This is a genomic window from Paenarthrobacter sp. 10L412, from assembly GCF_056395565.1.
Genome location: NZ_JBFTJT010000002.1, coordinates 84,051 through 97,199 on the forward strand (window position 1 = coordinate 84,051; position 13,149 = coordinate 97,199).

Sequence of the window (13,149 nt, forward strand, 5' to 3'; positions counted from 1 at the left end):
ACCGCCGTCAGGTTTTCCGGAACACACTCTTGAGCAAGGGACTGAACTCGGCCGTGCCCTCGAGTCGCAGTTCCGCGGTGTGCACCAGGACGCCGTCTTCAACACGGAAGGTATGCCGGGCTACACCCTCCGGGGTTCGCCGTTCCACCGTCAGGGTCCCGGAATGCCATGTACCGCGCACCGGGGCAGTTGGCGGCCGGCCCATGCTGTCCACGTAATACCAGAGCGTGTCCCCATGGGCCGGATCCACGGTGAACATCCCGTGCCCTTCGAAGTGCGTTCCATCCGGCTCACGGTGTCGGTAGCTCTGCACAACGGCATATCCCCCGGCGGCTTGCGTGAAGACGGCTTCGGCCTCCGCAGTCCGCGCGGCACCCCATGGCGACTGTGCTATTTCCGTGATGCCCCGCCAATGTCCGATGAAGGCTTCCAGCAGTTCTGCGGCATGTCCGCTTGGCGGCAGATCCATCACGACTCCAATGTGAGCAGGGCAGCATCATCGTGTGATCATGCTGCCCTGTTTACAGTGCGGGAGTCCAGAGACGGTGGACCAGCTTAATGCGCCGTGTCCTAAAGTCCGAAGGTCTCACTTTCCTCAAAAGGCCCCACGACGGTGATGGTGCGGGGAGCTGCGGCAAGTTCCCGGGCGAGTTCCTGGACTTCTTCCACAGTGACTGCCTTGATCCGGGCCAATGTCTCGTCAATATCCTGGAACTCCCCGGATACGAGTTCCGCCCGGCCGAGTCGGGACATACGCGAGCCCGTGTCCTCGAGGGCGAGGACGATGCCGCCGCTGAGTTGTCCCACGGCCTTCCGGAGTTCCTCCTCTGTGATGCCTTCCTTGGCGAGCTTGTCCAACTCAACACCAAGAAGATCGAGCACTTGGCGCACTTTTGACGGCGTGCAGCCCGCATACATGCCGAAATAGCCGGCATCGGCGTAGGCGGCGGTGAAAGAATACGTGGAGTAGACAAGGCCACGCTTCTCGCGGATCTCCTGGAAAAGCCTGGAGGACATTCCCCCGCCGAGCACGGCGTTAAGCACGCTCATGACAAATCGGCGATCATCCGTTGCCACGATGGTGGGGCAACCCATGATGATGTTTGCCTGTTCCACGGGACGCTTGACCACGTGAAGGCCGGATGTGCCAGTGATCACGGCGCGGTTGGTAGCCCTGCGATCTACCGGAGCTGCTTCCGGATCCAGCTGCCAGCCTGCTGCTTCCAACGCCTTCTGCACGAGATCGCAGACGACGTCATGGTCCAAACCGCCGGCCGCGGTGATGACCAGTTCTTCCGGACGGTAGTAGCGCTGGTAGTGCTCCCAGACCGAGTCCCGGGCGACCGCTTTGATAGCGTCCGGAGTTCCGCCAATAGGACGCGCGAGCGGGTGGCTGCCGAGTACTGCTGCTACGAATTTTTCGTGGGCTACGTCTGTTGGGTCATCGCTGTCCATGGCGATTTCTTCAAGAATGACGTCCCGTTCCTGTTCCAGCTCCGCCGGATCCAGGACAGCACCGGTGATCATGTCCGCTATGACGTCGATGGCCATCGGCAGATCCGAATCCAGGACCCGGGCAAAGTAACAGGTACTCTCCTTGGCAGTCGCAGCGTTGGACTCGCCACCCACCTCATCAAAGGCTGAAGCAATTTCCAGGGCGGTGCGACGCTTGGTGCCCTTGAACAGGAGGTGTTCCAGGAAGTGAGTTGAACCATGCTGGCCATCGGCCTCATCGCGGGAACCGACTGCCACCCAGAATCCGATGGTGGCCGAACGCTGCCCGGGCATTGCCTCGGTGAGGACGCGGACGCCGCCGGGCAGGACCGAACGCCGTACGACGGAACCGCCCTCGGCACCATGGATCAGGTCTCCGCCGGGAAGTGTCTGCTCCAACGGCAAGGGTACGACAGTCATTAAGACCTTTCAGGTTTTCGAGTTAAGGCCGGAAGGGCCGGTGGTGCTTTTTCAAGCCCACCGGCCCCGCCGGATACTGCTTTACAGACTACTCTGCGGAAACTTCAGCTTCTTCCGGAGCTTCCTCGGAGGCTGCGCCTTCTTCCTCGGCAACAACCGGGGAGAGGGAAAGCTTTCCGCGGTCATCGATCTTGGTGATCTCGACCTGGACCTTCTGGCCCACCGAGACGACGTCATCAACGTTGTCCACGCGCTTGCCGTTGGCCAGCTTGCGGAGTTCGGAGATATGCAGCAGGCCGTCCTTGCCCGGGGTAAGGGAAACGAAAGCGCCGAAGGTGGTGGTCTTGACGACCGTGCCCAAGTAGCGCTCACCGATTTCCGGTACCTGCGGGTTGGCGATGGCGTTGATGGCGGAACGTGCTGCATCAGCAGACGGACCGTTGGTGGCGCCAATGTAGACCGTGCCGTCATCTTCGATGGAGATGTCCGCGCCCGTGTCTTCCTGGATCTGGTTGATCATCTTGCCCTTGGGGCCGATGACCTCGCCAATCTTGTCTACGGGGATCTTGACGGCGATGACGCGGGGGGCGAACTCGGAGAGCTCGTCCGGGGTGTCGATCGCTGCGTTGATGACCTCGAGGATGTGGAGGCGGGCTTCGCGGGCCTGCTTCAGCGCTGCTGCCAGCACGGAAGCGGGGATGCCGTCGAGCTTGGTGTCCAGCTGGATGGCCGTGACGAACTCGGACGTGCCGGCAACCTTGAAGTCCATGTCGCCGAATGCGTCTTCGGCGCCAAGGATGTCGGTCAGGGCTGCGTAGCGGGTCTGGCCGTCAACCTGGTCGGAAACCAGGCCCATGGCGATACCGGCAACAGCTGCCTTCAGCGGGACGCCTGCGTTGAGCATGGAGAGCGTCGAGGCACACACCGAGCCCATGGACGTCGAACCGTTGGAACCGAGGGCTTCGGATACCTGGCGGATGGCGTACGGGAAGTCCTCGCGGGAAGGCAGAACCGGCACAAGAGCGCGCTCTGCGAGGGCGCCGTGACCGATTTCGCGGCGCTTCGGGGAACCGACGCGGCCGGTCTCGCCGGTGGAGTACGGCGGGAAGTTGTAGTTGTGCATGTAGCGCTTACGCGTTACCGGCGACAACGAGTCGATCTGCTGTTCCATCTTGAGCATGTTCAGCGTGGTGACGCCCATGATCTGGGTCTCGCCGCGTTCGAAGATGGCAGAACCGTGAACGCGGGGCAGAACCTCTACCTCGGCGGTCAGCTGGCGGATGTCCGTCAGGCCACGGCCGTCGATGCGGACCTGGTCCTTGAGGATGCGCTGGCGGACAACGTGCTTGGTGACTGAGCGGAAAGCTGCGGACAGCTCCTTCTCGCGGCCTTCGAAGTTTCCGGCGAGTGCGCCCAGGACTTCGTCCTTGAGCTCGTCGGAAGCGTTGTCACGCTCCTGCTTGTCGGCGATCTGGAAGACTGCAGCCAGCTTGTCGGCAGCAGCGGCTTCCACAGCTGCGTAGACGTCATCCTGGTAGTCAAGGAAGACCGGGAACTCGACGGTCGGCTTCGCTGCACGGGCAGCAAGATCGGCCTGGGCTTCGCAGAGAGCCTTGATGAACGGCTTTGCGGCTTCGAGGCCCTCGGAAACAACTTCTTCGGTGGGTGCAGTTGCGCCCTGTTCCTTGATGAGGTTCCAGGAGTTGTCGGTTGCTTCGGCTTCAACCATCATGATGGCGACGTCGTCACCGGCAATGCGGCCGGCGACAACCATGTTGAACACGGCGTTCTCAAGCTGCGAGTGCTTGGGGAAAGCAACCCACTGCGAACCCTGTTCGTCGGCGATGAGGGCAACGCGGACGCCACCGATCGGGCCGGAGAACGGGAGGCCGGAGAGCTGGGTGGACATGGAGGAGGCGTTGATTGCCACGACGTCGTAGAGCTCGTCCGGGTTGATCGCCAGGACGGTGACGACGATCTGGACCTCGTTGCGAAGGCCCTTGACGAAGGCCGGACGCAGCGGGCGGTCCATGAGGCGGCAAGCCAGGATGGCTTCCGTGGACGGGCGGCCTTCACGGCGGAAGAACGAACCCGGGATACGACCGGCAGCGTACATGCGCTCCTCGACGTCAACCGTCAACGGGAAGAAGTCGAAGCCTTCGCGCGGCTGCTTGCCTGCGGTGGTTGCCGAGAGGAGTGCGGTGTCTTCGTCGATGTAGACCATCGAAGCGCCGGCAGCCTGCTTGGCAAGGCGGCCGGTTTCAAAGCGGATGACACGCTTGCCAAAACGGCCGTTGTCAATAATCGCTTCGGAGAACTGGATTTCGGGACCCTCCATTGAGAGTCACCTCCGTTTCTGATTTAGCGGAAGTCCGCCGCATCAACCCAGGCCTCTTCTTTATTCCTGGCCTGTACGACACCCGGTCATCGATCGAGATCCACGGGCTTCATCGTCACCGATGACCCTCCCGGGAATCACTACCGAGGACCGCGAATGCGCGATGCGGTTGATTTCCTGTTTTTAGTTGTTTTTGAAGAAGGCGGCCCGTTCCGCGAAGGACCGGGCCGCCCCCAAAGGCAGACTAGCGGCGCAGGCCGAGGCGCTCGATGAGCGAACGGTAGCGGGCGATGTCAGTGTTCTTCAGGTAGGAAAGCATGCGCTTGCGACGACCAACCATGGCCAGCAGACCGCGCTGGGTGTGGAAGTCGTGCTTGTGCTCCTTCATGTGCTCAGTCAGATCCTTGATCCGCTGGGTCAGGACTGCAACCTGGACCTCGGGCGAACCGGTGTCGCCTTCAGAGGTTGCGTATTCCTTGATGATGGACTGCTTTACAGCGGCGTCAAGTGCCACGTGAACTCCTAGAGTTGTGCCGTGCCTCCCGGTGCAGCGCCTCGCTGACGGGTTGCTTCCGGTGCGTCTCCGCACACAAAAACAGGTCCAGCCGCCACGGACTGCAGCCGGATCCACTAACAGTTTACCGGCAGGTCAGCATTGTTGTCGAAATACCGCTAGCGCTGGGTCAGCAGCTCGTGTGCCTGGGCTACATCCAGGCACATCTGCTCCACCAGGGCTTCGGGCCCGCGATAGGCCACCATGCCGCGAAGGCGCTGGGTAAATTCGACCGCGACAGTCTGTCCGTAGAGGTCGAAGTCCTCCACGTTCTCCTCCGGACGGTCAATAACGTGGGCCTCCACTTGACGGCTCACGCCGTCGAAGGTGGGGTTGGAGCCGACGGAAATCGCAGCGGGCCACCGCGTTCCGGACTGGTCTATCAACCAGCCTGCATAGATACCGTCCGCCGGTACGTAACCCGTGGAATCATGCGAAAGATTTGCAGTGGGGAAACCGAGGTTCCTCCCGCGCGCAGCTCCATGAACCACCTCGCCGCGCATGCGGTGGGGGCGTCCCAGAACGGCGGCAGCGGTAACGACGTCGCCTTCGGACAAGGCTTCCCGCACCCAGGTGGAGGAGCAACGACGGTCGGCGTCGCCGTCGTCGTGGACCGGGAAGCCTCCGGCGCCATACTCATTGACCACCTGGACGCCAAAGCCCAACTGCTCGCCGAGTTCCTGCATGGTGACCACATCACCCACATTCCCTGCGCCGAAACGGAGATCGTGGCCGACCACAACGTGCTCGGCGTGAAGGGCCTCAAGGAGGATTTGGCGGACAAACTCCATGGGTGTCATGGAGGCAAGGTCCAGCGTGTACTTCATGACCAGGACAGCGTCCACGCCTGTTTCGCCGAGGGCGTCCAGTTTGTCCTGGAGGCCCATGATCAGCTCCGGGGCCGACTCCGGGCGGTGGACCTGGGCGGGGTGGGGATCAAAGGTGACGGCCACTGAAGGGATGTGGTGGCGTTTGGCGGTGTTCGTCAGTTGCGCGAGAACATGCTGGTGGCCCCGATGGACGCCGTCAAAGTTCCCGATGGTAACGACTGTTGGTCCGAAGTCCTTGGGGACTTCGGTGGGATCGTTCCAGATGTGGACCATCAACCTCGCCTTTTACTGCAGATATTCGTTCCGTCCGGCAACCTCCCGGCGCCGGAACATTCTAAGGTTACCCGCTGTGGCTGTTCGCCTTGGACGGCCGCCTCTTGTTCAACCACAGGAGTCCAAGGATGGGCAGCACGAGCGGGACGAAACCATAACCCCGTCCAAACAGCGACCACACAGTGTCATGCGGAAAGGCCACGGGATCGAACAGGCTTATGGCTCCAACTACCAGCACGCCGAGGAGTTCCACCAGTACCGCGGCCAACGACACTTTGAACCACGTGCGGCCCGGTTTTGCCAGCGAAATGGTCGCTACGACATAGACGACGGCGGCGAACGCAGAGAGGATATGCGCCAGCGGAGCTTCGGCAAACTTGGTGGCAATCTGATAGCCGGCACGGGCAGTGGCCGAGAGTGCGAAGACGGCATAGACCGCGATCAGCAAGCGTCCCGGGCCGGTGTTCCGTGTGTCTTTTTGGGGTGTCCGGCCGGCATTTGCTTCAGTCTCGGTTCCAGTCATTTTGCGTTTTTCCTTCAAGGTCAGTACCAGATCTGGTTCATGCGGGCAGCCATGACGAGCGCGGTGACGCCCACCGCCGCCAGGACGAAGTTGCTCCAGCGGGTGCGTTCAAGGATGGCCCAGTACACGGCCCCCAGCGGAATCATCAGCGCCGTGATCAGATATCCCCAGAACTCCCAGGCTTCGCCCGCCATCTGTTCACCCGTGGCAACGCGGACAATTGAGCCAACCAAGTAGACCAGCAGGGCCAGCTCCACAGCCAACACTGAAAAGATGGTGACGTCGTTGGGGGCTTTCTTCATCAAACCTGCCACGACGCACGCGATCGTGGATATCAAACCAACAATAAGGATGGAGTAGAAGTAACCGTCCATGCCTACTTTTCCTCGCCGACTGTGGCGGCGCCGGTTCCGGTTCCGGTTCCGGTTCCGGGGGCAAAGACCAACACAGGCTTCGCGAAGCTCCCGGTATCGGCCAGCAGGGCCACCAACTCTCCCGACGGCGCGAACGCTGCGGCAGGATTCTCAGCGGTGGCAGCAGCTGGCGTTCCGGCTCCAGGGCCTGCGGCAATGCGCCTGCCAAAGGAGATCTCGGTAGTTTCCTCGTCACTCAATTCGCGATTGGGCATCAGGGAACGCGCGGCAAGGGACATGTCCAGGACTTCGAGTTCCCCGGCGAGTTCTTCCAAGGTCCGCGCTTGCTCGATCGTGTAAGGGCCCACCTGGGTTCGCCGCAAGGCAGTGAGATGTCCACCGACGCCCAAAGCGATGCCGAGGTCACGGGCCAAAGCCCGGATGTAGGTGCCGGAAGAACATTCCACGGTGACATCGACGTCAACTACGCGGCCGCCGTCGATCCTGGTAATTGAGTGGATGTCGAAGCGGTGGATGGTCACGGGCCGGGCCGCAAGCTTGACTTCTTCGCCGGAGCGGACACGGGCATAGGAGCGTTCACCATTGACCTTGATCGCGCTGACGCTGCTCGGTACCTGCTGAATGGGCCCGGTGAGGGCGCCGACACCCGTCGCAATGGCGTCATCGCTGACCTCCGCCGCGCTGCGCGCCTCAGTGACGTCGCCCTCGGCGTCATCGGTGATGGTGGTCTCGCCGAGCCTGATGGTAGCCGTATACGTCTTGGACGTTCCCACAATGTAGGTCAGCAGGCGTGTGGCCTTGTTGATCCCAAGGACCAGCACGCCGGTAGCCATGGGATCGAGCGTGCCCGCATGCCCCACTTTCCGGGTGCCGGCCAGCCGACGCATCCGGCCAACCACATCATGGCTGGTCCATCCCTGCGGTTTGTCAACGATTACCAGTCCAGAAAGCACGCTTACCAGTATATGGGTGGCTAGGATAGCTCCCATGCCTGAGCTTGCCGCACACGTCCGCGACGTCCCCGTGAACCAGATCCGCGAAATCACCGAGGCCGCCTGGACCACCCCAGGGGCGATCGTGCTCAGCATCGGCGAGCCGGGCTTTGCACTCCCACGGCACGTCCTCGACGCCGGAATAGCATGCCTTGAACGCGACGAAACCAACTACACCCCGAACGCAGGAATCCCAGCGCTCCGCGAAGCCTTCGCCAAGAAGTTCCGTGAGCAACATCACGTGGATATCGGAGCCGAACGCGTCTACGTGGTTGACGGAGCACAACAAGGCCTGCACTTCGCCATGAGCCTGCTTCTCTCCCCCGGCGATGAAATCCTCCTGCCCAACCCCGGCTACCCCACCTTCGCCATGACCAGCCGGCTCCTCCACGCGGTGCCCGTTCCGTATCCCCTGTATCCGCATAACGACTTCCAGCCGGACATCGAGGACATTGAAGCCCTCATCACTCCGCAGACCCGGGTCCTCATGCTTAACTCGCCCTCCAACCCCCTGGGCGCCGTCATCAGCGAGGACGCAACCCGGCAGCTTGTGGAACTCGCCGTCCGGCACGATCTTTGGATCATCTCTGACGAGTGCTATGAAGCCTTCACCTTTGACGTCCCGCATGTCAGCCCAGCCCGGTTCGATAGCGACATCCCCGGTGAGGCACGCGTCTTCACATCACTGACGCTGTCAAAGACCTACGGGCTCACGGGCCTCCGGATCGGAGCCTTGATCTGCCCGCCGGGCCTGGAAAAGAAGATGAACAATGTCATGGAAGCGATCGTTTCCTGCGTTGCCTCGCCATCGCAGTATGCGGCCTTGGCCGCGTTGACCGGCCCCCAGGACTACGTGACGGACGCGCGAAACCACTACAGGAGCAACCGTGATGCCGCCTCCGCCATCCTGGAAGGCAAGGGCATTCCGTTCCTTGGCGCACAGGGAGCTTTCTACCTGTGGGCAAACGTCTCCCACATCAGTGGCGGCGATGTCCGGGCCTGGGTCCACACGTTCCTGGCCGATTCGGGTGTTGCCTTCGCGCCGGGCACCGCCTTTGGGTCGATCGGCGAGGATTGGATCCGGATTGCGCTGTGCGGCGATCAGCAGGAACTGCTCGACGGCGTCAGCCGGCTTCCTGCCCGGCCCTAGGAGCCGCTAGTAGTCGGTGCGTTCGGTGTTGTTACGCCAGGCCTCAAAGGGTGCCTCGGAGGCTGCTACCGGCGCATGTTCCACGGGAAGCAGCTCAGGCCGGGTACCGGCGAAGTACTCATAGAACACTGCATCATCGAAACCGGCCCTGGCGGCTCCGTGCCGGTCCGCAGCGAAATACACGCGGCCAATCCTGGCCCAGAGTGTGGCGGAGAGGCACAAGGGGCATGGCTCGCAACTGGCATAGAGTACCGAGCCGCTGAGATCGAAGTTGCCCATGTCCGCTGCGGCACGGCGAATGGCCACGACTTCGGCATGCGCCGTGGGATCGTTGTCGCGCGTTACCCGGTTCACGCCCTCGTGGACGCTGCCATCCGGGGTAACGACAACAGCGCCAAACGGCCCACCGCCGTCGGAAACGTTCTGGACAGCAAGCCGTATGGCCCGGTTCAGGAATTCATCACGGTTCAGGAATTCATCATGCTGCTGTGCATTGTGCGCGGACATGCTTTCGATACTAACGACTTTGAGTACACGTAATGCCCCTGGGAACGCGTCCCAAGGGCATTAGGTGTACACAAACTCAAAAGACTTTTAGCGGTTGGCGTCTTCGTCGAGTTCGTCATCGTCCGCGAGGTCGATGTCTTCTTCGTCGAAGTCGTCTTCGTCGATTTCTTCGGAGGCCTCGCCCTTGTAGGGGTCAGCCTCGCCTGCGTGCTTGGCGCCGGCAGCCAAAGCGGCTACCTCGGCGTCGCGACGCTTTGCTTCACGGAGCAGCTCCTCAAGGTTCGATGCGTTGACCGGGATCTGGTCAGCAACGAACTCGAGGGTGGGAGTGAGCCGGACGGTGATATTGCGGCCGACTTCCTGTCGCAGCACACCCTTGGCCTTCTCCAATGCCCTGGCGGCATCGGCGTGGGCTATCTCGTCACCAAAGACGGTGTAGTAGATGGTGGCGTGCTGAAGGTCGTTGGTGACGCGGGCGTCGGTGATCGTGATGGACTCGACGCGCGGGTCCTTGACCCTGCGGCCGAGGGCCTCGGCGACGACGACCTTTATCCGCTGCGCCAACTTGGCAGCGCGTGCCGGATCGGCCATGACTTCCTCCTGGAAAGTAGAAACGGGTACGGAACGGGTCCGCCGGGGCTACCCGACGGACCCGCTCCAAGCGGAACCTAGACGCGCGGCTTTTCGCGCATCTCGAAGGTCTCGATGATGTCGCCTTCGGTGATGTCGTTGAACGAGCCAAGACCGATACCACACTCGAAGTCAGTACGGACTTCGGTTGCGTCATCCTTGAAGCGCTTGAGCGTCTCAACGGTGAGGTTGTCACCGATGACCTTGCCGTCGCGGCTAACACGTGCCTTGGTGTTACGGCGGATAATGCCCGTGCGGACGATCGAACCGGCGATGTTTCCGAACTTGGAGGAACGGAAGACTTCGCGGACTTCGGCAGTACCGAGCTGGACTTCTTCGTACTCCGGCTTGAGCATGCCCTTGAGGGCCATCTCGATGTCATCGATTGCTGCGTAGATGACGGAGTAGAAGCGCATGTCCACGCCTTCGCGGTCAGCCAGTTCAGCGACGCGCTCAGCTGGCTTGACGTTGAAGCCGATGATGATGGCGTTGTCCACCGTTGCCAGGTTGACGTCGTTCTGCGTGATGGCACCCACACCGCGGTGGATGACACGGAGCTGAACATCGTCGTCTCCGACATCGATCTTGAGCAAGGCGTCTTCGAGGGCTTCCACGGCACCGGAGACGTCACCCTTGAGGATGAGGTTGAGGGTGTCGATCTTGCCTTCAGCAACGGCCTGGTCAAAGTCTTCCAGGCTGATGCGCTTGCGACGCTTGGCCAGTGCGGCGTTGCGGTCGGCAGCTTCACGCTTCTCGGCGATCTGGCGGGCCGTACGCTCGTCCGGCGTCACCAGGAAGGTGTCACCTGCACGCGGCACGTTGGACAGGCCGAGGACCTGGACCGGACGCGACGGCAGTGCGACATCGAGGGCCTCGCCGTTTTCGTCGAACATTGCACGGACGCGGCCGTGGGCCGTACCGGCAACGATCGTGTCGCCCACGGCCAAGGTACCGGACTGCACCAGGACGGTGGCCACGGAACCGCGGCCCTTGTCCAGGTTCGCTTCGATGGCAATGCCTCGAGCGTCCTTGTCCGGGTTGGCGCGCAGATCCAGTGCGGCGTCGGCCGTCAGCAGGACGGCGTCGATCAGTTCGTCGATGTTGAGGTTCTGGCGGGCAGAAACCTCAACGAACATGGTGTCGCCACCGTATTCTTCGGGAACCAGGCCGTACTCGGTGAGCTGACCCTTGACCTTGTCAGGGTTGGCACCTTCCTTGTCGATCTTGTTCACTGCCACGACGATCGGCACGTTGGCTGCCTGGGCGTGGTTGAGTGCTTCCACCGTCTGCGGCATAACGCCGTCGTCGGCTGCAACAACCAGGATCGCGATGTCGGTGACCTTGGCACCACGTGCACGCATGGCCGTGAAGGCCTCGTGACCGGGGGTGTCAATGAACGTGATGTCGCGGGCCGTGCCCTCGTGGATGTGGCTGATCTGGTAAGCACCGATGTGCTGGGTGATTCCACCGTGCTCGCCGGCCACAACGTTGGAGTTGCGGATGGCGTCAAGCAGGCGGGTCTTACCGTGGTCAACGTGACCCATGACGGTGACAACCGGCGGGCGGGCCTCAAGGACGTCGTCACCCTCGGCGTCGAGCTCGTCCTGGATGTTGATGTCGAACTGGTCCAGCAGCTCGCGCTCTTCGTCTTCCGGCGAAACAACCTGGAGCTTGTAGCCAAGTTCGGCACCAAGCAGTCCAAAGGTGTCTTCGTCGAGGGACTGTGTGGCCGTTGCCATCTCACCGAGGTGGAACAGAACGGTCACGAGCGACGCGGGGTTCGCATCGATCTTCTCTGCAAAGTCCGTGATGGAGGAACCACGGCGCAAACGGATGATGGTCTCGCCATCGCCGCGGGGTACGGACACGCCGCCCAGCGACGGAGCACTCATCTGCTCCAGTTCCTGGCGCTTTGCACGCTTCGACTTGCGCTGCTTGCCACGACCGGCGCCGCCCTTGCCGAAGGCACCCTGGGTACCACCGCGACCGCGGCCACCCTTGCCAAAGCCACCGCCGGCGGGAGCGCCGCCACCGGTACCTGCACCTGGTGCGCCACCGGGACGACCCGGTCCGCCACCCGGACGGCCTGCGCCACCGGGACGACCTGCGCCACCGGGAGCCGGACGCTCAGTGCGGTTGGGCATCATGCCCGGAGTAGGCCGGTTTCCACCGGGGCCACCAGCCGGACGCGGAGCACCACCGGGACGGGGTGCACCGGGACGCGGAGCACCCGGACGGGGACCACCGCTGCCTGCTGCGGGACGGGGACCACCGGCACCTGCTGCGGGACGGGGACCACCGGGGCGTTCGCCATCGTTGCGGCCACCTGCACGGGGCATGCCCTGTGAGGTTGCAAACGGGTTGTTACCCGGGCGAGGCGGACGTTCGCCATCGCCACCACGGCCGCGGGGCATGCCCTGGGACGTGGCGAAGGGGTTGTTGCCCGGACGGGGACCGCCGGGACGCGGAGCCTGGCCGCCCTGGCGGGACGGAGCCGGAGTCTCTGCCTTGGGAGCAGGACGGGCACCAGGCTTTGCCGAGAACGGCGTCGTGGATGCGGCGGGAGCCGAGGGCGCTGCCGGGGCAGGCGCCGCGGGAGCAGGTGCAGCGGGGGCAGCAGGTGCCGCCGCGGCGGGTGCTGCCGGAGCCGGAGCCTTGGGTGCAGCGGGGCCCGGAGCCGGAGCGGCCGGACGGGATGTTGCGGGAGCAGCCGGAGCCTTGGGGGCGGCTGCAGGTGCGGGGGCAGCTGCCTTTGCAGCGCCTGCACCGGGGTAAGCGTCGCGAAGCTTCTTCACGACTGGGGCCTCAATGGTGGAAGAGGCGGAGCGAACGAATTCGCCCAATTCCTGCAGTTTTGTTACTGCATCTTTGGAAGTAATACCGAGCTCTTTGGCGAGCTCATGTACGCGGACCTTGGCCACATTTCTCCTGTCTCGGTCCGCACCGAGCCAGGCACGAACCGTCTACTTCTTACTGCGGGCCCCTGCCGCTAGCGCGACTGAAAGGCCCATTGCAGAGCGCAACAAAGTTGTCATCGTTACGCACTCATCGCTGGGAACTCATCG

The 13,149-nt window shown here is 62.7% G+C and carries 12 protein-coding genes; 1 reads left to right on the forward strand and 11 read right to left on the reverse strand.

What is annotated here, in order from left to right; translation table 11 throughout:
• Window positions 1-7: 7 nt before the first annotated feature.
• From AC1DD7_RS02165 to truB, 8 genes are all read right to left on the reverse strand, one after another.
• Window positions 8-469, reverse strand: coding sequence for a DUF1579 family protein (locus AC1DD7_RS02165; RefSeq protein WP_477513607.1), 462 nt, complete (start codon window positions 467-469; stop codon window positions 8-10).
• A gap of 101 nt (window positions 470-570) precedes the next feature.
• Entirely contained in the window at window positions 571-1,914 is a 1,344-nt protein-coding gene (locus tag AC1DD7_RS02170; protein ID WP_477513608.1) for a M16 family metallopeptidase, read from the reverse strand.
• Window positions 1,915-2,002: 88 nt separating this feature from the next.
• The gene (locus AC1DD7_RS02175; RefSeq protein WP_477513609.1) at window positions 2,003-4,252 is read right to left on the reverse strand and encodes a polyribonucleotide nucleotidyltransferase; all 2,250 of its coding nucleotides are present in this window, start codon (window positions 4,250-4,252) and stop codon (window positions 2,003-2,005) included.
• 244 nt (window positions 4,253-4,496) lie between these two features.
• Window positions 4,497-4,766 (reverse strand): 30S ribosomal protein S15, encoded by a 270-nt coding sequence (gene rpsO, locus AC1DD7_RS02180; protein WP_144652206.1) that lies wholly within the window; start codon window positions 4,764-4,766, stop codon window positions 4,497-4,499.
• Between the two features lie 158 nt (window positions 4,767-4,924).
• On the reverse strand, window positions 4,925-5,908 hold the full coding sequence (locus AC1DD7_RS02185; RefSeq protein WP_477513610.1) for a bifunctional riboflavin kinase/FAD synthetase: 984 nt from the start codon (window positions 5,906-5,908) through the stop codon (window positions 4,925-4,927).
• Window positions 5,909-5,975: 67 nt separating this feature from the next.
• Complete coding sequence (locus AC1DD7_RS02190; protein ID WP_223948546.1) at window positions 5,976-6,431, reverse strand: hypothetical protein; 456 nt, start codon at window positions 6,429-6,431, stop codon at window positions 5,976-5,978.
• Between the two features lie 20 nt (window positions 6,432-6,451).
• Window positions 6,452-6,805 carry a hypothetical protein gene (locus AC1DD7_RS02195; RefSeq protein WP_477513611.1) on the reverse strand — a complete coding sequence of 118 codons (354 nt, stop codon included), beginning with the start codon at window positions 6,803-6,805 and terminating at the stop codon, window positions 6,452-6,454.
• 2 nt (window positions 6,806-6,807) lie between these two features.
• The gene (gene truB, locus AC1DD7_RS02200) at window positions 6,808-7,758 is read right to left on the reverse strand and encodes a tRNA pseudouridine(55) synthase TruB (protein WP_477513612.1); all 951 of its coding nucleotides are present in this window, start codon (window positions 7,756-7,758) and stop codon (window positions 6,808-6,810) included.
• 34 nt (window positions 7,759-7,792) lie between these two features.
• On the opposite strand from truB, the gene AC1DD7_RS02205 reads away from it, so the two are divergent.
• A complete protein-coding gene (locus AC1DD7_RS02205; RefSeq protein WP_477513613.1) occupies window positions 7,793-8,947 on the forward strand; it encodes a pyridoxal phosphate-dependent aminotransferase in 1,155 nt (384 codons plus the stop codon).
• 6 nt (window positions 8,948-8,953) lie between these two features.
• Here the strand turns inward: AC1DD7_RS02205 and AC1DD7_RS02210 are convergent, their stop codons facing one another.
• The 3 genes from AC1DD7_RS02210 to infB all read right to left on the reverse strand — a co-directional run bounded on the left by AC1DD7_RS02210 (window position 8,954) and on the right by infB (window position 13,005).
• Window positions 8,954-9,454, reverse strand: coding sequence for a nucleoside deaminase (locus tag AC1DD7_RS02210; RefSeq protein ID WP_477513614.1), 501 nt, complete (start codon window positions 9,452-9,454; stop codon window positions 8,954-8,956).
• Window positions 9,455-9,541: 87 nt separating this feature from the next.
• Window positions 9,542-10,045, reverse strand: coding sequence for a 30S ribosome-binding factor RbfA (gene rbfA, locus AC1DD7_RS02215; RefSeq protein ID WP_431119451.1), 504 nt, complete (start codon window positions 10,043-10,045; stop codon window positions 9,542-9,544).
• 77 nt (window positions 10,046-10,122) lie between these two features.
• Window positions 10,123-13,005: a translation initiation factor IF-2 gene (gene infB / locus AC1DD7_RS02220; protein WP_477513615.1), complete on the reverse strand. Its 2,883-nt coding sequence runs from the start codon at window positions 13,003-13,005 to the stop codon at window positions 10,123-10,125.
• Window positions 13,006-13,149 lie beyond the last annotated feature (144 nt).